Raw genomic sequence first — 22,985 nt, forward strand, 5'->3', positions numbered from 1 at the left:
CGGCGGTCGCTACCATGGCGCACCTATGCGCCACGACCACATCCTCGCCCTGTCCTGCCCGGATCGCACCGGCATCGTCTATCGCGTGTCCGGGCTGCTGTTCGGCCAGGGCTGCAACATCGTCGACGCCCAGCAGTACGGCGACGAGGAGACCGGCCGCTTCTTCCTGCGCGTGCACTTCGAGCTGCCCGCGGCCGACGCGCTGCCGGCGCTGCTGGAGCGCTTCGGCCACCTCGCCGGCGAGTTCGACATGGACTGGCAGATCCACGACGCGCGCCGGCGCGCGCGCCTGCTGGTGCTGGTGAGCAAGCAGGGCCACTGCCTCAACGACCTGCTGTTCCGCGCGCACAGCCGCCAGCTGCGGGTGGACATCGCCGCGGTCGCCTCCAACCACGGCGACTACGCCGCGCTGTCGGCCTCGTACGGCGTGCCGTTCCACCACCTACCGGTCGACGGCGGCAGCCGCGCCGCGCAGGAGCAGGCGATCCTGGACCTGGTCGAGCGCGAACGCGTCGACCTGGTGGTGCTGGCGCGCTACATGCAAATCCTGTCGCCGCGCCTGTGCGAGGCGCTGGCCGGGCGCGCGATCAACATCCACCACAGCTTCCTGCCCAGCTTCAAGGGCGCCCAGCCGTACCACCAGGCCCACGCGCGCGGGGTCAAGATCATCGGTGCGACCGCGCACTACGTGACGCCGGACCTGGACGAAGGCCCGATCATCGAGCAGGACGTGGCCCGGGTGGACCATGCGATGACCCCGCGCGACCTGGTCCGGGTCGGCAGCGACATCGAATCGCAGGTGCTCGCGCGCGCGGTGCGCCGCCACGTCGAGCACCGGATCCTGCTCAACGGCCACAAGACGGTCGTGTTCCGCTGAAGCGCGGCCGTCGCGCGGCGCGCCACGCGACTCACCGCCCAGGCGTCAGGGGCCCAGCCAGGCGCGCAGCGGATGCGCAGGATCGGCGAGCAGCTTCAGCGCCAGCAGGATCGAGACGGTCACCAGCAGCGGCTTGATCACCCGCGTGCCGTGGCGCATCGCGAAGCGCGAACCGAGCTGCGCGCCGAGGAACTGGCCGGCGCCCATCACCAGCCCGACCTTCCACAGGATCGCGCCGCCGAGCAGGAACACGCCGAACGCGCCGAGGTTCGAGCCGAAGTTGAGGAACTTGGTGTGCGCGGTGGCCTTGAGCAGGCCGAAGCCGGCCAGGCCGACGAAGCCCAGCATCAGGAACGAGCCGGTGCCCGGGCCGAACACGCCGTCGTAGAAACCGATCGCCGGGACGAAGGTCAGGCCGAACACGCGCGGGCTGATCCGGTGGTGGCGCTCGACCGCGCCGATGTCCGGCTTGAGCGCGAAGTACAGGGCGATGCCCACCAGCAGGAACGGCAGCACCGCGCGCAACCAGCTGCCGGGCACCACCGTGGCCAGCAGCGCCCCGAGCACGGCGCCGGCCGCGGCGGTGAGCGCCATCGGCAGCTGCGCGCGCAGGTCCACGTGCCCGTGCCGGGCGTACGACCAGCTGGCCGAGGCCGAGCCGAACAGCGACTGCAGCTTGTTGGTGCCCAGCGCCTGCAGCGGCGGGATGCCCGCCAGCAGCATCGCCGGCAGGGTGATCATGCCGCCGCCGCCGGCGATCGAATCGATGAAGCCGGCGAGCAGGCCGGCGAGGAACAGCAGCAGCAACAGCTGCAGGGCGAGGTCGTGCATGGGCCACCGGCGGGATCAACGCCGGCGCGTGGACGTGGCGTGCGTCGCCATTCTACGGTCCGGCGCCGCACGCGTGCGCCGCAACCGTTAGCATCGGGCATCTTCCTCCGGAGTCGCCCGATGCCCCTGGCCGTCCGTTCCACGGTGTCCCTGCTGGCCTGCGCCCTGGCGCTGGCCCTGGCCTCGCCGGCCCATGCCGACGCCGCCCAGCGCCCCGAGGTGGCGGCCGCGGCGAAGCAGATGCAGCAGCAGGTGGTCGACTGGCGCCGCGACTTCCACCAGCACCCGGAGCTGTCCAACCGCGAGGAGCGCACCGCCAGGGTCGTGGCCGACGAGCTGCGGAAGATGGGCCTGCAGCCGAAGACCGGTGTCGCCCACCACGGCGTGGTCGCCATCATCAAGGGCGGCAGGCCCGGGCCGAGGATCGCCCTGCGCGCCGACATGGACGCGCTGCCGGTGGCCGAGCGCACCGGCCTGCCGTTCGCGTCCAAGGCCACCGCGCAGTTCCGCGGCGAGACGGTCGGGGTGATGCACGCCTGCGGCCATGACGCGCACACCGGCATCCTGCTCGGCGTGGCCCGGTCGCTGGTGGGAATGCGCGACACCCTGCCGGGCGAGGTGATGCTGATCTTCCAGCCGGCCGAGGAAGGGCCGCCGGCCGACGAGGAAGGCGGCGCCTCGATGATGCTGGCGCAGGGCCTGTTCAAGGATTTCAAGCCCGAGGCGGTGTTCGGCCTGCACGTGTTCTCGACCGTGCCGGTCGGCCAGATCGCGGTCCGCGGCGGTCCGCTGATGGCCGCCTCCGACCGCTTCAGCATCAAGGTGGTGGGGCGGCAGACGCACGGCTCGCGGCCGTGGGGCGGGGTCGACCCGATCGTCGCCGCGTCGGACCTGGTCGGCACCGCGCAGACCATTGTTTCCCGCCGCACCGACCTGGCCAAGCTGCCGGCGGTGGTCACCTTCGGCGCGATCAAGGGCGGCATCCGCTACAACATCATCCCCGACGACGTGGAGATGATCGGCACCATCCGCACCTTCGACGAAGGCATGCGCGAGAAGATCTTCGCCGACCTGCGCAACGTCTCCGAGCACGTGGCCGCCGCGCACGGGGCCAGGGTCGAGGCCAGGGTCCCCGACAGCGAAGGCAACCCGCCGACGATCAACGACCCGGCGCTGACCGCCAGGATGCTGCCGAGCCTGCAGGCGGTGGTCGGCGCCGACAACGTGTTCGAACCGCCGCTGCAGATGGGTTCGGAGGACTTCTCGCTGTACGGGCAGCAGGTGCCGGCGATGTTCTTCTTCGTCGGCGCCACCGGCAAGGGCATCGACCCGGCGACCGCGCCGGGCAACCACTCGCCGGAATTCCTGCTCGACGAAGGTGCGCTGGACGTCGGTTTCCGCGCGCTGCTGCAGGTCAGCCTCGACTACCTGCACGGCGGCGCGGGCTGAGCGAGGCCCCGGCGCGGGGATCGCCCGCGCCGCAGGCCGCCGCACGACCCGGCTCCACGTGGCGACGGGAATCAAGCCTGACAAGCTCGACGCTTCGCTGACCGCGCATCCCTGATGCGATCTGCCGCATCGGCATTTCACCGGCGGGCCCGTCGTCCCTGGCCACGGCCCGTGCGACGGGCCCGCCATGGTGTGCCGCGCCCCAGCGTGACGGTCGCGCTTCCGCGAGGCGCGTGCGGACGTGACGTGCCGGCCTGGCGCCCTGGCGACGGGGCGCCCGCAGACCCGCCTACAGGTCGAAGCCCAGCAGCAGCGGGTCGTGGTCGGAACTGCGCCACGGGCCGGGCACGTTGCGCCCGGCATAGCCGGCGTCGTCCGGCTCGTCGGCATTGACATGCCATTCGGCCGCCCCGCGCAGGTGCGGCCGCAGCGCCGGACTCAGCAGGGCGTGGTCGAGCCGCCCGCTCAGCCCCTGGTAGACGTAGCTGTAGGGATCCTCGAGCCCGGCCGCGGCGAAGGCGTCGATCCAGCCGGCGTCCTCGCGCAGCCAGCGCACCGGGTCTTCCATCGCGTAGGCATTGAAGTCGCCCAGGATCACCACGCGCTCGCGTCCCTTGCCCAGCGGCGCCGACTGCAGCCAGGCGTGCAGCCGCTGCGCCGAATCCAGGCGCAGCGCGTTCCAGCAGCCTTGGCCGTCCTTGCGGTCGGCGTCGGCGCCCTCGGCCTCGCTGCAGCCCTTGGACTTGAAGTGGTTGGCGACGACCACGAAATCGGTGTCGCCTCCCTTGCGCCGGAATGCCTGCGCCAGCGGCACGCGGCTGCGGTCGCCGAACGGCCCGCCCTCGAGCACCGCCGGTTTGCCACGCGCGACCACGCGCTCGTCGCGGTACAGGATGCCGACGCGGATCGTATCCGGCCCCGGGCCCTGGCCGGCATCGACGAAGCGCCAGCGCGAGCCGTCGGCGTTGAGTTCGCGCAGCAGCCGCGCCAGGCTCGAATCCTCGCCGTAGCCGTCGTTCTCGAGTTCCATCAGCGCGGCCACGTCCGGATCCAGCGCGCGGATCGTCGCCACCAGCTTGGCCAGTTGCGCGTCCAGCGCCTGCGGCGTCCTGGCCCCGCGTTCGGTCGGGAACCCGCCGCCGCGACCGTCGCCGTTGAACAGGTTCTCGAGGTTGAACGCGGCCACGCGCACGTTGCCCGGTACCTGCGGCGGCGCCGGACGCGCCGCGGCCTCGATGCGCGGCGCGGCGGCCAGGTGCAGGCGCCAGCCGTGGCGCGGATCGACGACGCCCTCGGCGCCGTGCATGACGCTCCCGCTGCGTGGCACCTCGCCTCCCTGGAGGTATGCGACCACGGCCGGGTCGCGCTGGCGGCTGCCGTCGTCGAGCAGCAGCCGCGCCCGCGCGTTCGCCGCCGCCAGCGCGGCATGGGCGTCCGAACCCGGCCGCGCCCGCTCGCTGGGCTGCCACGGGCGGCCGTCGAACGAGACTGCCAGCTCGCCGAAGCGGTGCAGGGCATCCGTGCCGGTGATCGCGAGCGGCGCTTCGATGCGCACGGCCATCGCTTCCAGCCGCTCCCAGTCCGCGGGCAGCGAATGCAGCACCTGCACCGACGGCGGCGTGCCGGGACGGCACTGGTCCACGCGCGCGGCCTCCAGCGTGGTCAGGCTGTCGCCGCCGCGCCCGTCGAGTTCGATGATCCGGCCATGGAAGCGGCACTGGCTGCCGACGGCGAGGCCCTCCGGCCAGGCGACGCCGTCGGCCGGCCGCACGAACAGCCCGTCGGAGGTGGCCGGATCGTCGTCGCCGCGGTCCTGGATGAATACGCCGCCCAGGCCTTCGCGGACATCCGCGCTGACCGTGGCGGTCACCGTCGCCGTCTCGCCGGCCAGCGGGCTGCGCGGCCCGGTGCCCTGCAGCTGGCCGATGGACGTCGCCTGGGGCGGGCGCGCCGCCGCCGGCGCGATCGCCAGCAGCAGGGCCAGGATGGACAGCAGGCGCGGGAGGGAGGACGCGGTCATCGGGAATTCCTGGAATCTGAAACGACAACGCCGCCCGGAGGCGGCGTTGGCGGGGTGTGGGAGCGGCCTACTTCAGGTTCGCCAGCATCCAGTCGACCGTGGCCTTGACCTGCTCGTCGGTCAGGGCCGGGTTGCCGCCCTTGGGCGGCATGATGCCGGCAGCGCCGGTGAACCCTTCGATGGCGTGCTTGTGCAGGGTCTCGGTGCCCTGGGCGAGGCGTGCGTCCCAGTGCGCGTGGTCCAGGGTCGGCGCGCCGCCGACGCCGCCGGTGTGGCAGGCACCGCACAGGTTCTGGTAGATCACCGCGCCGTCGGTGGTGCCGCCGTACGCGACCTGGCCGGCGGCCTTGGCGGCGGCGGCGGCGGCAGCGGCGGCCTGGGCGGCGGCGCCGGTGTCGCCGGCATAGACCGCGCCAGCCGGATGGATGCGTTCGGCGGTGCGCTTGGCGGCCGTCGGCGAGACCTCGGCCGGGATCCGGCCATGGAGGTGGTGGGCCAGCAGGATCAGGCCCAGGGTGACCAGGGCCAGCAGGCCGATCACCATCGAGAAGCGCTTCAGGAATTCCAGGTCGTAATTACGCACATCGCATCCTATGGCGAGTGGCGCGGCCGGCCACAGCTGGGGGCGATTATAGAGAGGGTCGCACCGGCTTCGGAAGCCGGAAGCCTTGGCGGGCGGGCGGTCCGCCGCTGCCGGCCCGGTCGTCCGGGGTGGCGGACGCGGAGCGATCGCCGGAGCGGAACCGGGCGATGGCCGCGAAGGTTCGCCACGCGATCGCCGCAAATGGGCTGTTGCGATGCAGCAGCCGCGGGGGTGGGCAGACGCGGGCGGCCTCGCCCGCGATCGCGTCGCCGGGCGGCGGAATGGCCCGTGGCTGCGGACTTTTCCTGCCCGGCGCGCGGGCCCGCGGGGCATGCGCCGGCCACCCCCCGGCTATGCCGGCGGGGCATGGCGGCACGGTTCGGTTGACAGCGCTGCCATTTCTGGGAGTCTCTGCGCCCGTCACTGCCGCACGGCGCCCGTGGACGCGGGCGCTCCAGACCGACCGGAGGGAATACCTGATGAGCACCCACGCCGGCGCGCCCGCGCCTGCCGCCCGCATCCGCAACCTGTTGGCCGCCTCGCTGGCCGTAGCCGTCCTGGCCGCCTGCAACCGCGAGCCGGCACCGGCCGACGCGCCCGCCGCTCCGGCGACCGAGGCGGCGGTCAGCGACGGCAGCATCCATCCGGACCAGTGGCCCGAACTGGCCTGGCCGGTGGCGACCGATCCGGCGGTGGAGAAACGCATCGACGAACTGCTGGCGAGCATGACGCTCGAGGAGAAGGTCGGCCAGCTGATCCAGGGCGACATCGGCAGCATCACCCCCGAGGACGTGCGCAAATACCGGCTCGGCTCGATCCTCGCCGGCGGCAGCTCCGACCCGGGCGGCAAGTACAACGCCACGCCGGCCGAATGGCTGGCCCTGTCCGACGCCTTCTGGGAAGCGTCGATGGACACCTCCGGCGGCGGCAAGGCGATCCCGGTGATCTGGGGCATCGACGCGATGCACGGCCAGAGCAACGTGGTCGGCGCGACTCTGTTCCCGCACAACGTCGGCCTCGGCGCCACGCGCAACCCCGAGCTGCTGCGCCGGATCGGCGAGATCACCGCGATGGAGACCCGCACCACCGGCATGGAGTGGGCGTTCGCGCCGACCGTGGCGGTGCCGCAGGACGTGCGCTGGGGCCGCGCCTACGAGGGCTATTCGGAGAACCCGCAGGTGGTGGCCGAGTTCGCGAAGGCCATGGTCGAGGGCCTGCAGGGCAAGCCCGGCGCGGGCGACTTCCTCGACGACCGCCACGTGATGGTCTCGGTCAAGCACTTCGTCGGCGACGGCGGCACCACCAACGGCCGCGACCAGGGCGACACCGTGGTCAGCGAGGCCGAGCTGCGCGACGTGCACGCGGCCGGCTACAAGACCGCGATCGAGGCCGGCGCGCAGTCGGTGATGGCCTCGTTCAACAGCTTCCACGGCACCAAGATGCACGGCCACAAGCCGCTGCTCACCGACGTGCTCAAGGACCGCATGAACTTCGGCGGCTTCGTCGTCGGCGACTGGAACGGCCACGGCCAGATCACCGGTTGCAGCAACGACAACTGCCCCGCGACCTTCGTCGCCGGCCTGGACATGGCGATGGCGCCGGACAGCTGGAAGGGCATGTACGAGACCACCCTGGCCGCGGCCAAGGACGGCACCCTGTCGATGGAGCGCCTGGACGACGCGGTGCGCCGGATCCTGCGGGTGAAGTTCCTGATGAAGCTGTTCGACGCGCCCAGGCCGTCGCAGCGCGCGCTGGGCGGCAAGTTCGAACTGCTCGGCGCGCCGGAGCATCGCGAAGTGGCCCGCCAGGCGGTGCGCGAATCGCTGGTGCTGCTGAAGAACCAGGGCGGCCTGCTGCCGCTGCGCGCCAACCAGCGCGTGCTGGTCGCCGGCGACGGCGCCGACAACATGAGCAAGCAGACCGGCGGCTGGACGCTCAACTGGCAGGGCACCGGCACCACGCGCGCCGACTTCCCGAACGCCGAAACGATCTGGGAAGGCATCGCCGGCGCGGTCAAGGGCGCCGGCGGCCAGGCCGAACTGGCGGTGGACGGCAAGTACAAGGCCAAGCCGGACGTGGCCGTGGTCGTGTTCGGCGAGGAGCCCTACGCCGAATTCCAGGGCGACATCCAGAACCTGCTGTTCAAGCCGGGCAACGACGGCGACCTGGAGCTGATCCGCAAGCTCAAGGCCGACGGCATCCCGGTGGTCGCGGTCTTCATCAGCGGCCGCCCGCTGTGGATGAACCGCGAGATCAACGCCGCCGATGCGTTCGTGGCCGCCTGGCTGCCGGGCTCGGAAGGCGCCGGCGTGGCCGACGTGCTGCTGCGCAAGCCGGACGGCAGCGTCAACCACGACTTCAAGGGCAAGCTCAGCTTCTCCTGGCCGCGCAACGCGGTGGACGCGGCGGTCAACAAGCCGGGCTACCAGCCGCAGTTCGCCTTCGGCCACGGCCTGACCTACGCCGACAAGGGCGACCTGGCCCCGCTTCCCGAAGCATCGGGCATCGAAGGCCTGCAGGCGCCGGCGGGCGTGTATTTCGCCCGCGGCCAGCTCGCCCCGGGCCTGTCGCTGCAACTCGAAGGCGCGCCGGGCGCGGCCGCGACCAGGGTCACCACCGTGCCCGCCGCGCTGGCCGACAACAGCCTGGCGGTGGCCGCGGTCGACCACGAGCGGCAGGAGGACGCGCGTCGCCTGACCTGGTCCGGCGCTGCGCCGGCCAGCGCGGTGATCGCTGCCGCACCGGCCCAGGAGCTGACCCGCGAAACCAACGGCGACCTGCTGCTGGTGCTGACCCTGCGTCCGGACGCGGTGCCGGCCAGCGGTTCGGTCACCGCCAGCGCCGGCGCCGGTACGCCGCTGCCGCTGCGCGACACGCTGGCCAAGCTGCCGGCCGGGCAGTGGACCACGCTGGGCATCCCGCTGAAGTGCTTCGCCGCCTCCGGCGCCGACACCGCCAGGCTGGATACGCTGCTGAAGCTGCACAGCGACGCGGCGACGACCCTGTCGGTATCGCGCGTGGCGATCGGCGCGGTCAGCGAGGCCAAGCACATCCTGGCCTGCCCGACCGCGCAGTAGGCAGCCGCACGTCCGCGCCGTGCCGGGAGGGCGGCGGCGCGGATGACCCCGGGTCCGCAGCGGACGCGTTCGTCGCGTCCGTGGCGGCCCGCGTCCTCCCGCACACCGACGGCTTGCGAACGGGGAGACGGGGATGCAGCTGGCAACACTCGATATCGTGATCGTGCTCGTCTACCTGGCGGGCATCTTCGCCCTGGCCCAGTGGGTATCGCGCGAGAAGGCGGGCCACCAGAAGTCGGCCAGCGACTACTTCCTGGCCAGCAAGTCGCTGCCGTGGTGGGCGATCGGCGCCTCGCTGATCGCGGCCAACATCTCCGCCGAGCAGATCATCGGCATGTCGGGGTCCGGTTACGCCATCGGCCTGGCGATCGCCTCGTACGAATGGATGGCGGCGGCCACGCTGCTGATCGTCGGCAAGTTCTTCCTGCCGATCTTCCTGCGCAACCGCATCTACACGATGCCGCAGTTCCTCGAGGAACGGTACGGCACCCGCATCCGCACGCTCATGGCCGTGTTCTGGCTGGGCCTGTACGTGTTCGTGAACCTGACCTCGATCATGTGGCTGGGCTCGATCGCCGTGGCCCAGGTCACCGGCATGGACCAGATGCTGGCGCTGGTGCTGCTCGGCGTGTTCGCGATGGCCTACCAGCTGTACGGCGGGCTGAAGGCAGTGGCCCTGACCGACATCGTCCAGGTCACGCTGCTGGTGATGGGCGGCCTGCTGGTCACCGGGATCACCCTGGGCCACATCGGCGACGGCAGCATCGCCGGCGGCTTCTCCAAGCTGTGGGCCGAGCATCCGGGCCACTTCGAGATGATCCTCGACAGGGACAACCCGTTCTACAAGGACCTGCCGGGCATCAGCGTGCTCATCGGCGGCATGTGGATCATGAATGTCAGCTACTGGGGCTTCAACCAGTACATCATCCAGCGCGCGCTGGCGGCCAAGGACATCCGCGAGGCGCAGAAGGGCGTGGTGTTCGCCGCGTTCCTCAAGCTGCTGATGCCGCTGGTGGTGGTGGTGCCCGGCATCGCCGCGGTCGTGCTGGCGCCGGACCTGGCCAAGCCCGACCAGGCCTATCCGACGATGATGCGGCTGCTGCCGACCGGCATCCTGGGCCTGGTGTTCGCGGCGCTGGTCGCGGCGATCGTGGCCTCGCTGGCCTCCAAGATCAATTCGGTGGCGACCATCTTCACCCTGGACTTCTACGCCAAGTCGCGCCCGCAGGCCGACCAGCCGCACCTGGTGCGGGTGGGGCGCATCGCCGCGGCGGTGTCGGTGCTGCTGGCGATCCTGACCGCGCGGCCGCTGCTGGGCAGCTTCGACCAGGCGTTCCAGTACATCCAGGAATACACCGGCTTCTTCACCCCGGGCATCGTCGTGATCTTCGTGCTCGGCCTGTTCTGGAAGCGCGCCAACGAGGCCGGCGCGCTGGCCGCCGCGGTCGGTTCGTTCGCATTGTCGATCGTGCTCAAGCTGGCCTGGCCGTCGCTGCCGTTCATCGACCGGGTCGGCCTGGTGTTCCTGCTGGCGCTGGCGCTGGCCGCGATCGTGTCGCTGGCGACGCGGCCGCCGCAGGCCGGCAGCGACCTGATCCGCACCGACGACGTGGACTACTCCACCTCGTCGGGCTTCAACGTCGCCGCGCTGGGCGTGGTCGCGATCCTGGCCGCGCTGTACGCGGTCTTCTGGTGAGCCGCAGCGGCCACCCACCTTCGGCAAAGCGGCAGGCAGGGAACTGATGCGGGTCAGGATCGAGGACGTCGCCAGGCAGGCGGGCGTATCCATGAAGACGGTGTCGCGCGTGCTCAACAACGAGCCGGGCGTGCGCGAGGGCACGCGCGCCCGGGTGCTGGAGACGGTGGCCGCGCTGAACTACCGCCCCGATCCGTCGGCGCGCAGCCTGGCCGGCAACCGCTCCTACCTGGTCGCGCTGCTGTACGACAACCCGTCGCCGAACTACCTGATGGAGATCCTCACCGGCGTGGTGGAGGCCTGCGAGAGCCACCACTACGGCATGGTGATGCAGCCCGTGAGCTACCACGGCGAGGACTTCCTCGACGCGATCGACGCGCTGGTGGTGTCCTCGCGGCTCGACGGACTGATCCTGACCCCGCCGCTGACCGACAGCGACGTGCTGCTCGACCGGCTGGACCAGCGCGGCATCCCGTTCTCGTGCATCTCGCCCAAGGGCCGCGAAGGCCGGATCGGCGTGACCCTGGACGAGCACGAAGCCGTGTGCGAGCTGATGGCGCACCTGATCGAACTGGGCCACCGCCGCATCGGCCACGTGCGCGGCCATCCCGACCACGGCGCCAGCGAATGGCGCATGGCCGGCTACCGCAGCGCGCTGCGCCGCGCGGGGCTGCGCTACGACCCGGCGCTGGTGGTCGACGGCGAGTTCTCGTTCGACTCCGGCCTGGCCGCCGGCCGGCAGCTGCTGGCGCTGGCCGAACGGCCGACCGCGATCTTCGCCGCCAACGACGACATGGCCGCCGGCGTGATGCGCGCGGCCAGCGAACTGGGCCTGCGGGTGCCCCGCGACGTGTCGGTGTGCGGCTTCGACAACACGCCGATCTCGCAGCAGATCTTCCCGGCGCTGACGACCGTGCAGCAGCCGACCCGCGACATGGGCCAGGTCGCCACCGTGCAGCTGCTCAACGCGATCCGCGACCGCAGCGCCGGACGCATGGTGCGCATGCCCTACGCGCTGCAGCTGCGGCAGTCGACCGGGCCGGTGCCGGGCTAGCGTCGGACCCGCCGCGCGGCGGATCCCCGACCTGACGGAGCGTGGAATGTCCCACGCGTCAGCATCACGTCCCCGCGCACGCCTGTGCTGGCGAAGAACAGGGTTGCCGACCGCGACACGCGGTCGCTGCATCCCGTGCGCGCGCTCGCGATGAACGGCGTGCGGCCGCGCCGCCGGCCACGCGCGACATTTCGCATCACTGAATACATCAGCGACGCGCAGGCTCGGACGAGCGGCACCCGGATTGACGAAAAGCTAACTATCGGCGTGCGTGCCCCCTAACGATTCGCGCGGAAAATGCGACCCGCGTCACTTATTTCGGGGCACCCCCTGAGCCCTGGGGTGGCGTCTAGGAGGTGGACATGCGCATCAACAACAAGACTCTGATTGCATCCGCAGTGGTACTTGGACTGGGCTTGTCGGGGCAGGCCTTCGCACAAGAGAGCCCACCGGACGAAGAAACGCCGGCGGCGGTCAACGACTACAGCGCTTACGCGGACGGACAAGGCACGGCAGCGGCCAACAATGGCGGCACCGCCACGGCCACCTTCTCCGATTCCTTCAACAGCAGTTCGGCCGTGGCGACGACCACGCTCGAGGGCAGCGTCTCCGGCCTGAGCGTCTACGGCATCGGCAACGTCGCCACCAACAACGGCCATGCCAACGGCGGCGCCGGCGGCAGTGGCGGGGCCGGTTACGGCGGCCTGGCCCATGGCGGGGACGGCACGGGCGGGGAGGGCAGCGGTGGCGACGGCACCGGCGGCGCCGGCGCGAGGGGCGCCAGGGGCGGCGGCGGCGGCGACGGCGGCAGCGGCGGAACCGCGAACAACGGCGACGTGCAGGCCGGCCCGACCAGCGTCGGCGATGCCTGGGTCGCGGACGCGAATGCCGGTGCGGGCGGCAGCGGTGGCGATGCCAATCGCAACCGTGGCAGCAATGGCGCCGATGGCAACGGCAATGGCGGCGGTGGCAGCGGCAGCGGTGGCGACAGCGGTGCCACCGGTGGCGCCGGCTGGGGCGCGAGCGGTGCCATGGGTGGCCTCAGCGGCTCGGTCGGTGGCGCCACCGCGGCGCAGGACAACGGCGCGAGCGGCGGCGACGCCAGCGCCAATGGCGGCCGCGCGCGCGAACGCGGCGCGGGCGATGCGACCGGTGGCGCCGGTACGGCCACGGCCGGCAGCGGCACGTCCGGCGGCGCCAGCGCGACCGGCGGTGCGAGCACCTCGACCGGTGGCGCCGGCACCTCGGGTGATGGCACCGGCACCGGTGGCGCCGGCACCAGCACCGCGGGCGATGGCAGCGGCACCGGCGGCGCCGGCAGCGGCACCGGGGGCGCCGGTGGCAGCCTGACCGCGACCGCGGGCACGGGCGGTGCTGGCGGGGCGGCGACCAATGGCGATGCCAGCAATGGCAGTGCCACGTCGACGGCGTCCAACGGCGATTCGACCGCCGGCAACGGCGCCGACGGCGGCGCAGGTGGAGCCGGTGGCGCCGGAGGCGCGGGCGGCGATGGCGTCGCGGCAGCGGGCACCGGCGGTGCCGGCACCGGCGGCACCAACACCGGCGGCGACGGCGCCGGCGGAGCGGGCGGGGCGGCCGGCGCCGGTGGCTCGGTGGCCAACAACGCCGGCACCTTCGACATGTCCAACAGCATGACCAGTGTCGGACAGTCCGCGGCGGGCATCATGGTGACGGCGCAGAACAGCGGCTTCGCCTCGCTGATCCAGCAGGGCATCACCGTGCAGGCCAACCTGACCGTCGGCCCGTAAAGCCACAGCCCCGCAGTCGCTCCACGTGCATCGGGGCCTGGAGACCCCGATGCACGCCGAAGACGAGCAAGCGTCCCGCCATCCGTGGCGGGGCGGGACGCCCGTGCCGGCGGCGGCGCGCGGGAAGGAGGTGTCACATGCACCGGTACCGTTTGCTTCCACTCCGCATCGCGATGGCGATGCTGGCCTGCGGCCCCGCGGCCGCGTTCGCGGACGACGACAGGGCCGAGGCGCCATCGTCGCCGGCCCCGGACCCCGCGACGGCGCAGTCGCTCCCGGCGGCGGCACACCCCGCGACGGCACCCGCGCATTCCGGGGCAGGCCCCGGCGCGATGCTCGGCGACGGCACGCCGGTCGACCTCGAGCGCCTGGCCGCCATGCGCGGCGGCGAAGACACGCACGAAAGCAACGTCGCGGTGGACGGCAGCGTCCACGACAACACCGCCGACCACGTGGTCAGCGGCTCCAACTTCATCGGCGACGATGCGTTCGCCAACGCCAGCGGGCTCAACACGGTCATCCAGAACAGCGGCAGCAACGTGCTGATCCAGAACGGGATGAGCATCCAGGTCATCTTCGCCGATCCGGGTCCATGAGCAGACGCAGGGCATGGCGGGTCGCGATGGCGTGCGCACTGGCATGCGCGGGTGGCGCGTGGGCGGCGGAGACGGACGTCCGCGTCCCGCAGGGCGGCGGCGCCTACAGCCTGCGGGTGGTCAGCCTGAAGGAAGCGCGCTTCAGCACCACGATCCCGCAGCGATACGACTTCAGTTGCGGCTCGGCCGCCACGGCGACGCTGCTGACCTACCAGTACGGCCATCCGGTCAGCGAGGAGCAGGTGTTCGTCCAGATGTACGACACCGGCGACCAGGCGAAGATCCGCAAGGAGGGTTTCTCGCTGCTGGACATGCGCCGCTACCTCGGTGCCCACGGCTACGAGGCCGACGGCTTCGAACTGCCGCTCGACAAGCTCGAGGAGGAGGGCGTTCCGGCGATCGTTCTGCTGAACGATCGCGGGTACCGCCACTTCGTCGTGGTCAAGGGCCTGCGCAACGGGCGCGTCCTGCTCGGCGATCCGGCGCGCGGCACGCGCGCGATGCCGCGCTCGCGCTTCGAGGCGCTGTGGGACAACCGGGTCCTGTTCGTCGTGCACAACCGCCGCGAGCAGGCGCGGTTCAACAGCCCGGGCGACTGGCGCACCGCGCCGCCGGCACCGCTGGACATGGGCATCCAGCGCGACGGCTTGCGCAACATCACCACTCCGCGGCGCGGCCCGAGGGACATCTGAGGCCATGGACGCGACCCGCCGATGGGTCCCCGGTGCGGTGCTGGCGGCGTGCGCAGCAGCGCCGCTGCAGGCGCTGGCGACGGACGCCGGCGCGGTCGCGCTGGGCGACGCATGGCGGCCGATCGACCCGGCGCGCCTGGATGCGATGCGCGGCGGCTTCCAGCTGCCGTCCGGGCAGGTGCTTTCCTTCGGGATCGAGCGCGTGGTCCACGTCAACGACGTGCAGGTCGCCCGCACGTCGGTGCGGATTCCCGACGTGTCGGCGATCGATGCCGGGCAGGCGCAGGCGCTTGCCGAATTCAACAATGGCGTCGTCGTGCAGGTGGGCGGCGGCAACCATTTCGATCCCACGCGGGGCGCGGGCGGGATCACGATCCAGAACACCCTCGACAACCAGCGCATCCTCACGCTCACCCATGTCGAAGTGGGCATGGGCGCGCTGGGCGTCCTGCAGGAACTCAACTCGTACGGTGCGCTGGGCGACGCGCTGGTCCGCGTGCCCGGCATGCCCTGATCCGCCTCCCGTGAACGAGCGCCCGCCAAGGAGGTCGTGATGAAACGGATTTCGCCCCGCGTTGCACCGCTCGCCCTGGCCGCCGGCATGGGCCTGTTGGCCTGCGGGCACGTCCGCGCGCAGGAAGCGGACGCCAGCGCCGCCGCAGGCACGCCGGAAGCCCGGCTGGACGCACTGCAACGCCAGATCAACCAGCAGAACAGCCGGATCGAGCAGCTGCGCCGGGACCTTGGCGAGCAGACGCAGGGCCTGGCGCAGCTGCAGGCGGCATTGAACGAGGAGATCCTGGCCAATGCCCGCGCGCGCGGCGAGGCCGTGCCCGCCGTGGCGCCGTCGCTGGCCCAGGGGATGGCCGACGCGGCCCAGCAGGCCGCGCCGCCGGCGCAGGCGACGGATCCGCAACCCGCACCCGCCGGACAACCCGCGTCCGCGGAGGCGCCGCAGCCGGTGGGCAAGGCCCCCACGTCCCGGTCGCGTCCGCCGGAGGTGGCACAGATCTTCGACCAGCCGGGCGCGCTCACCCCGGCCGGCAAGTTCGTGCTGGAGCCCGCGCTCCAGTACGGCTACACCGCCAACGACCGCGTGGTGCTGGTGGGCTACACGGTGATCCCGGCGATCCTGATCGGATTGATCGACGTGCGCCAGGTCAAGACCACCACCGCGATCGCGACGATGACCGGACGCTACGGGCTCACCAACCGGCTGGAACTCGAACTCAAGGTGCCGTATGCGTATGCCAGCGGCGACACGGTCAGCCGGGAGATCTTCACCGGCGCGGCGCTGGACCGCGTTTTCAACGCCAGCGGCCACGGCCTGGGCGACGTGGAGATGTCGGTGCGCTACCAGTTCAACCGCGGCGGGCCGGACAAGGCCTTCTACGTCGGATGGCTGCGCTACAAGAGCCGGACCGGCACCGACATCTTCGAGGTGGTCACCGACTGCGTGACCCGCTGCGTGGCCAACGCCACCGGCACCGGCCTGCCGCTGGAACTGCCCATGGGCAGCGGTTTCGATGCGCTCCAGCCCGGCGTGACCTGGCTGTATCCCTCCGATCCGGTGGTGTTCTTCGGCAGCTTCAGCTACCTCTACAACTTCGAGCGCAAGGACGTCTCGCGGACCGTCGTCGGCGGGCAGGAGGAGCCGCTGGGCGACGTGCAGGCGGGCGACATCTGGGGCTTCAACCTGGGCATGGGCCTGGCCCTGAACGAGAAGGCCTCGATCAGCCTGGGCTACGACCAGAGCATGGTCGGCAAGACCACGCAGAACGGCCGCGACGTGCCCGGCTCGGTCCGCACGACGCTGGGCACCTTGCTGCTGGGCGGGACCTACCGCTTCAACGACCATGTGTCCCTGAACGTCGCACTGGGCGCCGGCGTGACCCGCGACACGCCGGACCTGACGTTCACCACGCGCGTGCCGATCACGTTCTAGGGCGACCGGAGCCACCCCAGGCGCCGCCGCCCGGTCCGGGTCCGACCGCCATCGGTGCGCGCGCAGGGCGGGCCCGCCGCCCCGCGACGGGACCGACGCCCGCTACTCAGGCGGCGTGGACCTGCACCAGCCGCAGCGGGTTGTCCCACTCGCGCAGCAGTTCGGCCTCGCGCGCCCGCGCCCTTTCCAGGTGCGCGTCCTTGACGTGGCCGTAGCCGCGGATGTGCTCGGGAATCCCGGCGATCTGCGCGGCCAGGGCCACGTTGCCGGCGTCGAGCTTCTCCAGCAGGCGCTCGATGGTCGCGAAATACCTGACGACCAGCTGGCGCTCCATGCGCCGCTCTTCGGTGCGGCCGAACGGATCGAGCGCGGTGCCGCGCAGGAACTTCAGCCTGGCCAGCCAGCGGAACGCGGTGAACATCCACGGGCCGTATTCGCGCTTGAGCAGGCGGCCCTGATCGTCCTTCTTCGCCAACAGCGGCGGCGCCAGGTGGAAGCGCAGGGTGTAGTCGCCCTCGAACTGCTGCTGCAGGCGGCGCTGGAACTCGCCGCTGGTGTACAGGCGCGCGACTTCGTATTCGTCCTTGTAGGCCATCAGCTTGAACGCGTAGCGGGCGACCGCCTCGGCCAGCGCGGTCGAGCCGGGCGCCTTCAGCGCCTCGGCGCTGCGCACCTTCGCCACCAGGTCCGTGTAGCGGCGCGCGTAGGCGGCATCCTGGTAATCGGTGAGGAATTTCGTCCGGCGCGCGACCAGCTCGTCGAGGCTGCGCGACAGCCGCAGGTCGTCCAGCGGGAGCGCGGCGATCTCGCCGGTGGCCACGTCCAGCGGCGATGCGCCGCCAGCTTCCGTGCCGCCGCTCTCCGGCAGCCCGCGCCACTCGCGGTCGCCGCCGTTGGGCCACGGCGCGCTGGTGCTGCCCCACTCGCTGCCCTCCCAGTCGCCCGGCGGCAGCTGGCGCAGGCCCTCGGGCACGCGTTCGTCGGCGGTGACCGGGTTGGAGACCAGGCCGGCGGCGGCCGCCACCGCCTGCGGATCGACCGCGGCCAGGCGGCCCCAGGCGAAGGCCTGCTGGTTCATCTCGATGGCCGCGCCATTGAGCTCGATGGCGCGCATCAGCGCGTCGAACGACACCGGCACCAGCCCCAGCTGCCAGGCGTAGCCGAGCATGAACAGGTTGGTGGCGATCGCATCGCCCAGCAGCGCGGTGGCCAGCTGGGTGGCGTCGAGCAGGCGCGGCTCGCGGCCGCCCAGCGCGAGCTTCACCCCGGCGACGATCTCGGCGGCGGGGAAGTGCAGGTCCGGGCGCATGGTGAAGGTGCCCGGCATCGCCTCGTAGGTGTTGAGCACCACTTCCGAGCGTTCGCCGCGGACCTTGGACAACGCCCAGTAGTCGTTGACCACGACCATGTCGCAGCCCAGCACCAGGTCGGCCTCGCCGGCCGCGATGCGCACCGCGTGGATGTCTTCGGGCTTCCGCGCGATGCGGATGTGGGTGGTGACCGCGCCGCCCTTCTGCGCCAGGCCGGTCTGGTCGAGCACCGTGGCGCCCTTGCCTTCCAGGTGGCCGGCCATGCCCAGCAGCGCGCCGATGGTGACCACGCCGGTGCCGCCCACGCCGGTGATGAGGATGTTCCAGGGCTGCTCGAGCGAGGAGCGGAACGCCGGCTCGGGCAGGCTGGCCAGGCGCGCCGCCGCTTCGGCCTTGCGGCCCTTGCGCGGCTTGCCGCCGTGCACGGTGACGAAGCTCGGGCAGAAGCCGGACACGCAGGAATAGTCCTTGTTGCAGTTGGACTGGTCGATCTCGCGCTTGCGGCCGAACTCGGTTTCCTTGGGCAGCACCGACACGCAGAAGCTCTTCTGCCCGCAGTCGCCGCAGCCTTCGCAGACCAGGGTGTTGACCATCACCCGCTTCTGCGGGTCCTCCAGCTTGCCGCGCTTGCGCCGGCGCCGCTTCTCGGTCGCGCAGGTCTGGTCGTAGATCAGGATGCTGGTGCCCTTCACTTCGCGCAGGCGCTTCTGCACCGCATCCAGTTCGGCGCGGCCGAAGAACTCCATGCCCGACGGGAACAGCTCGCGCTTGTGCCAGCGGCTGATGTCGTCGCTGACCAGCACGATGGTGTCGATGCCTTCGGCGCGCATCTGCCAGGCGATGTCCGGCACGCTGAGCTGGCCGTCGACCGGCTGGCCGCCGGTCATGGCGACCGCGTCGTTGTAGAGGATCTTGTAGGTGATGTTCACCTTGGCCGCGACCGCCTGGCGGATCGCCAGCGAGCCGCTGTGGAAATAGGTGCCGTCGCCCAGGTTCTGGAACACGTGCGGGGTGTCGGTGAACGCCGCCTGCCCGGCCCAGGTGACGCCTTCGCCGCCCATGTGGGTGAAGGTGTCGGTGGAACGGTCCATCCAGGTGACCATGTAGTGGCAGCCGATGCCGCCCAGCGCGCGCGAGCCCTCGGGCACCACCGTGGAGGTGTTGTGCGGGCAGCCGGAGCAGTAATGCGGCACGCGCGGGAAGTTGGCGCGCGGCAGCGCCATCTCCGCTTCCTTGGCGTCCATCCAGCGCAGGCGCTGCTCGATGGATTCGGTGAGCGCGCTCGATGGCAGCGGGAACCTCTGGATGCGTCGCCCGATCACGCCGGCGATGGTCGCCGGGGTCAGCTCGCCGGTGGACGGCAGGATCCACTCGCCGGCCTCGTCGTACTTGCCGACGATGCTCGGCCGCCGGCCCCAGGCGGCAGGCCAGTTGTAGAACTGCTCCTTCATCTGCCGCTCGAGGAAGGCGCGCTTCTCCTCGACCACGACGATGTCCTCCAGGCCGCGGGCGAAGCGGGCGATGCCCTCCGGTTCCAGCGGCCAGGTCATGCCGACCTTGTAGACGCGGATGCCGATGTCGCGGCAGGCGCGCTCGTCCAGCCCCAGGTACTCCAGCGCCTGCAGCACGTCGAGGTAGCTCTTGCCGGTGGTGACGATGCCCAGGCGCGCGTTCGGCGCGTCCATCACCACCTTGTCGACGCCGTTGGCGCGGGCGAACGCCTGCGCCGCGCGGACCGCATAGCGGTGCAGGCGCATCTCCTGGTCCAGCGGCGGGTCGGGCCAGCGGATGTTGAGCCCGCCCGGCGGCAGCTCGAAGTCCTCCGGCAGCACGATGGTGCGCGCGAACGGATCGACCTGCACCGAGGCCGACGATTCCACCGTCTCGGCGATCGTCTTGAAGCCGATCCAGCGCCCCGTGTAGCGGCTCATCGCCCAGCCGACCAGGCCCAGGTCGAGGATGTCCTGCACGCCGGCGGGATTGAGCACCGGCATCATCGCGCTGACGAATTCGTCCTCGCTGCCGTGCGGCAGGGTCGAGCTGCGGCAGGCGTGGTCGTCGGCCGCCAGCGCGAGCACGCCGCCATGCTTCCAGGTGCCGGCCGCGTTGCCGTGCTTGAACACGTCGCCGCAGCGGTCCACGCCCGGGCCCTTGCCGTACCACATGGCATAGACGCCATCGACCTTCGCGCCGGGGAACAGGTTGGTCTGCTGGGTGCCCCAGACCATGGTCGCGCCCAGGTCTTCGTTCAGGCCGGGCTGGAAGCGCACCTTCGCCGCCTCCAGGTGGCGTCGCGCGCGCCACAGCTCCAGGTCGAAGCCGCCCAGCGGGCTGCCGCGGTAGCCGCTGACGAAGCCGCCGGTGTTCAGCCCGGCCGCCGCGTCGCGCAGCTGCTGCATCAGCGGCAGCCGCACCAGCGCCTGCACGCCGCTCAGGTAGATCCGGCCGTCCTGGCGGGTGTACTTGTGTTCCAGGGTGTAGTCGCGGTCGAACGTGTCCAGCCCTGGCCGGTTGGCGGAGGCGGGCGAGGTCAGTTCGGCGGTGCTGGTCATCGTCGGGGCCCTGGCGCTGGCGTGGGGCGGGCCTCGCCGGCCCGGCGGCGAATGATATCAAGCGCCATTCTGTGATGACCCGCACTCCCCGACTGTGCGCTGCTGCGGTTAGGATGCCGGTGGGGAGGCTGTTGCTTCGGGGAATTGACGTGAAGAACCTGCGTTTTCCGCTGGCCGCCGGGCTGGCGTTGTGCTCGCTGCTGGCCCACGCGCAATCGTTGCCGGCGCCGAAGGAGTTCTACTTCGACGCCGATCCGCAGACCACCCGCGTGCTCGTCGCCGTTCCCGGCGACGGCCAGGAGGTGGTCGACCGGCTGGCGGCCAACGTCGCGCGCAAGCCTGGCGACGTCGAGTCCCGCGTGCAGCTGGCCCGGGTGGCGATGCAGTCCGGCCGCCTGGAGCTGGGCAACGAGCTCTACCAGGCCGCGCAGAAGAGCGCGGGCGGCAACCAGAAGCTCGCGCGCGCGGTGACCTGGAACTACGCCTGGGACCTGTACCGGGCGGGCGAGGCCCAGCGTGCGCTGGAGCAGTGGCAGAAGCTGATCGGCGGATGGCCGAGCACGCCCGGCTGGCAGCCGCCCACGCTGGCGCTGGCGCTGTGGAAGGTCGGGCAGAAGGCCGATGCGGTGGCGTGGTACGCCGCCGCCGTGCGCACCGAACCGCAGCAGTGGACCGGTGCCTCCGCCTACGCCCAGCTGCTGCCCGAGTGGCGCGAGGACGAGCGCACCACGCTGGCCGAGGTGCATGCCGCCTGGCAGGCCAATCCGCCGGCCTGGCCCTGAGCACAGCCGGAGCCTGCAGGCACCCGCGTTGCCCGGCATGCCGTTCCGCGGCGTGCTGTCCGGCGCCGCATGCCGTCCGAGCCGTGGCCTCCGCCATCCGGGCCGGGGATCATCGGCGGCGCGGTGTTGCCGCCCAGCGCCGCGGCCGTTCCCGGTGACCGCCGCCGTGGTCACCGGCTCCCACCCGCTGGCAGGACGATCCCCGGACCCGCCAGCCTCAGCGTAGGTCGACGTAGCGGTACGTGCCGTTCTGCCGCATCGGCGTGCCGTCGGCGAAGCGGATGTCGATCACCACGCGCTTCCGTTCCCGGTCGAAATGGATGCCGCCGCGGTAGTGGCTCGTGATGCCGTCGACGCCGTCCGGCCCGGTGCCGTAGCAGTTGTCGCTCAGGAAGATCTCGCCGGGCAGGTAGTCGTCCTTGTCGCCCACGAGCCGGAAACGGCTGCAGCCACCATCGCGCAACGGCCTGTCGCCCTCCGGTGTCGGCACGGTCAGGTAGCCGCCCTCGAGCTTCAGCACGTTCCCGTGCAGCAGGCTCGCGCGCGGCGGGGTGGAGGCGCAGGCGGCGAGCAGGGCGGATGCGACAATGGCCAGCGGCGGACTTTTCATGGGCGGTTCGATGCTCCAGCGCGTGACAGGCAGGCATGGCGGGGTCCGGATCCCGGCACCCGCGGTCGGCACTCGGACCGGGCGAGGGCTCGCAGGTTCCCGGCGGGCCCGCTTCCGGGCCTGGGACCTCCGCTGATGGCCTGGGACGCGTTCGCCCTGATCCTGGCCATGCTCGCCCTGGGCATGGCGCTGGGCCGCACCGCGCTGTTGCCGGCCAACGCGCCGGAAACCCTCAACCTGGTGGTGCTGTACGTGTGCCTGCCGGCCGCGGTGCTGCTGTACGTGCCGCAGCTGCACATGCAGTGGTCCCTGCTGGGGGTGGCGCTGACGCCATGGCTCCTGATGGGCGCGACCTGGGTCCTGGTGACGCTGGCGTGCCGCCTGTGGCGTTTCCGGCGCGACGAATACGCGGTGCTGCTGCTGTGCGTCGGGCTGTGCAACTCCAGCTTCATCGGCTATCCGATGGTGCGGGCGCTGCTGGGCGAAGACGCGGTCCAGTACGCGGTGGTCTACGACCAGTTCGGCACCTTCATGCTGCTGTCCACGGTCGGCCTGTACATCGTGGCGCGCTACAGCGGCGACGCGGCGCCGGGCGCGCGGGCGATCGCGCTGCGGGTGGCGCGCTTCCCGCCGGTGTGGGCCCTGCTGTTCGGGCTCACGCTGATGCCCGCGCAGCCGCCGGAGTGGATCGCCTCCGGGCTGCGTCGCCTGTCCGAGGCGATGCTGCCGCTGGTGATGCTGGCCGTGGGCCTGTCCATCCGCCTGCGCCTGCCGCGCGACGAGGTGCGCCCGCTGGCGACGGGGCTGGTGCTCAAGCTGCTGGTGATGCCGGCGCTGGCGGTGCCCGTCTCGATGGCGTTCGCGATGCCGGCGGCCATGTTCCGGGCGAACGTGCTCGAATCGGCGATGCCGACGATGATCTCCGCCGCGGCGCTGGCGATGGCGCACGGCCTGGCGCCGCGCCTGGCCGCCGCGCTGGTCGGCTACGGCATCGTGCTGTGCCTGCTCACCTTGCCGGCCTGGGCGTGGCTGCTGCAGCGGCTCGCTGCCTGACACGGGCCGGCTGCACCGGACCGCTCCGGAAGCCGGTCGTCATGCGCCTGGGCCGACATGTCCACGCGCGTCCGTGGCGGCCGGGACCT

The 22,985-nt window shown here is 71.8% G+C and carries 17 protein-coding genes; 12 read left to right on the plus strand and 5 right to left on the minus strand.

From position 1 onward, the window contains the following. The first annotated feature begins 25 nt into the window (after positions 1 to 25). A complete protein-coding gene (gene purU / locus ACA089_RS12680) occupies positions 26 to 877 on the plus strand; it encodes a formyltetrahydrofolate deformylase (protein WP_372017306.1) in 852 nt (283 codons plus the stop codon). 45 nt (positions 878 to 922) lie between these two features. Here the strand turns inward: purU and ACA089_RS12685 are convergent, their stop codons facing one another. Further along, positions 923 to 1,708 (minus strand): TSUP family transporter, encoded by a 786-nt coding sequence (locus ACA089_RS12685; RefSeq protein WP_372017308.1) that lies wholly within the window; start codon positions 1,706 to 1,708, stop codon positions 923 to 925. Positions 1,709 to 1,828: 120 nt separating this feature from the next. Here ACA089_RS12685 and ACA089_RS12690 point away from each other — a divergent pair, with 120 nt between their 5' ends. Continuing rightward, a complete protein-coding gene (locus ACA089_RS12690) occupies positions 1,829 to 3,157 on the plus strand; it encodes an amidohydrolase (protein WP_372017310.1) in 1,329 nt (442 codons plus the stop codon). Positions 3,158 to 3,446: 289 nt separating this feature from the next. Here the strand turns inward: ACA089_RS12690 and ACA089_RS12695 are convergent, their stop codons facing one another. Both ACA089_RS12695 and ACA089_RS12700 read right to left on the minus strand, forming a co-directional pair. Further along, entirely contained in the window at positions 3,447 to 5,177 is a 1,731-nt protein-coding gene (locus tag ACA089_RS12695) for an ExeM/NucH family extracellular endonuclease (protein ID WP_372017311.1), read from the minus strand. Positions 5,178 to 5,244: 67 nt separating this feature from the next. Next, positions 5,245 to 5,760 carry a c-type cytochrome gene (locus ACA089_RS12700; protein WP_372017313.1) on the minus strand — a complete coding sequence of 172 codons (516 nt, stop codon included), beginning with the start codon at positions 5,758 to 5,760 and terminating at the stop codon, positions 5,245 to 5,247. 479 nt (positions 5,761 to 6,239) lie between these two features. On the opposite strand from ACA089_RS12700, the gene ACA089_RS12705 reads away from it, so the two are divergent. The 8 genes from ACA089_RS12705 (at position 6,240) to ACA089_RS12740 (ending at position 16,589) form a co-directional block, all read left to right on the plus strand. Continuing rightward, positions 6,240 to 8,837 carry a glycoside hydrolase family 3 protein gene (locus ACA089_RS12705; protein WP_372017314.1) on the plus strand — a complete coding sequence of 866 codons (2,598 nt, stop codon included), beginning with the start codon at positions 6,240 to 6,242 and terminating at the stop codon, positions 8,835 to 8,837. Positions 8,838 to 8,970: 133 nt separating this feature from the next. Then, positions 8,971 to 10,533, plus strand: a complete 1,563-nt coding sequence (locus ACA089_RS12710; protein WP_372017316.1) for a sodium/sugar symporter — start codon at positions 8,971 to 8,973, stop codon at positions 10,531 to 10,533. A 46-nt stretch (positions 10,534 to 10,579) separates the two neighbouring features. Then, positions 10,580 to 11,587 (plus strand): LacI family DNA-binding transcriptional regulator, encoded by a 1,008-nt coding sequence (locus ACA089_RS12715; protein ID WP_372017318.1) that lies wholly within the window; start codon positions 10,580 to 10,582, stop codon positions 11,585 to 11,587. A gap of 362 nt (positions 11,588 to 11,949) precedes the next feature. Further along, entirely contained in the window at positions 11,950 to 13,356 is a 1,407-nt protein-coding gene (locus tag ACA089_RS12720; RefSeq protein WP_372017320.1) for a hypothetical protein, read from the plus strand. A gap of 137 nt (positions 13,357 to 13,493) precedes the next feature. Further along, the gene (locus ACA089_RS12725) at positions 13,494 to 13,952 is read left to right on the plus strand and encodes a hypothetical protein (protein WP_372017321.1); all 459 of its coding nucleotides are present in this window, start codon (positions 13,494 to 13,496) and stop codon (positions 13,950 to 13,952) included. Continuing rightward, positions 13,949 to 14,644 (plus strand): C39 family peptidase, encoded by a 696-nt coding sequence (locus ACA089_RS12730; protein ID WP_372017323.1) that lies wholly within the window; start codon positions 13,949 to 13,951, stop codon positions 14,642 to 14,644. The genes ACA089_RS12725 and ACA089_RS12730 overlap by 4 nt, the downstream gene beginning before the upstream one ends. Before the next feature lie 4 nt (positions 14,645 to 14,648). After that, positions 14,649 to 15,158 carry a hypothetical protein gene (locus ACA089_RS12735; protein ID WP_372017325.1) on the plus strand — a complete coding sequence of 170 codons (510 nt, stop codon included), beginning with the start codon at positions 14,649 to 14,651 and terminating at the stop codon, positions 15,156 to 15,158. Between the two features lie 39 nt (positions 15,159 to 15,197). Then, complete coding sequence (locus tag ACA089_RS12740; RefSeq protein ID WP_372017327.1) at positions 15,198 to 16,589, plus strand: coiled-coil domain-containing protein; 1,392 nt, start codon at positions 15,198 to 15,200, stop codon at positions 16,587 to 16,589. A 106-nt stretch (positions 16,590 to 16,695) separates the two neighbouring features. Here ACA089_RS12740 and ACA089_RS12745 read toward each other — a convergent pair whose 3' ends face one another. Beyond that, the gene (locus tag ACA089_RS12745; RefSeq protein WP_372017329.1) at positions 16,696 to 20,451 is read right to left on the minus strand and encodes an indolepyruvate ferredoxin oxidoreductase family protein; all 3,756 of its coding nucleotides are present in this window, start codon (positions 20,449 to 20,451) and stop codon (positions 16,696 to 16,698) included. A gap of 113 nt (positions 20,452 to 20,564) precedes the next feature. Here ACA089_RS12745 and ACA089_RS12750 point away from each other — a divergent pair, with 113 nt between their 5' ends. Beyond that, positions 20,565 to 21,233 (plus strand): tetratricopeptide repeat protein, encoded by a 669-nt coding sequence (locus tag ACA089_RS12750; RefSeq protein ID WP_372017331.1) that lies wholly within the window; start codon positions 20,565 to 20,567, stop codon positions 21,231 to 21,233. Positions 21,234 to 21,450: 217 nt separating this feature from the next. On the opposite strand, the gene ACA089_RS12755 is transcribed toward ACA089_RS12750, so the two are convergent. Beyond that, a complete protein-coding gene (locus ACA089_RS12755) occupies positions 21,451 to 21,843 on the minus strand; it encodes a hypothetical protein (RefSeq protein WP_372017333.1) in 393 nt (130 codons plus the stop codon). Positions 21,844 to 21,978: 135 nt separating this feature from the next. On the opposite strand from ACA089_RS12755, the gene ACA089_RS12760 reads away from it, so the two are divergent. Then, on the plus strand, positions 21,979 to 22,896 hold the full coding sequence (locus tag ACA089_RS12760; RefSeq protein ID WP_372017335.1) for an AEC family transporter: 918 nt from the start codon (positions 21,979 to 21,981) through the stop codon (positions 22,894 to 22,896). The last annotated feature ends 89 nt before the right edge of the window (positions 22,897 to 22,985 follow it).

It is taken from the genome of Pseudoxanthomonas fibrivorans, assembly GCF_041464125.1.
Taxonomy (GTDB): Bacteria; Pseudomonadota; Gammaproteobacteria; order Xanthomonadales; family Xanthomonadaceae; genus Pseudoxanthomonas.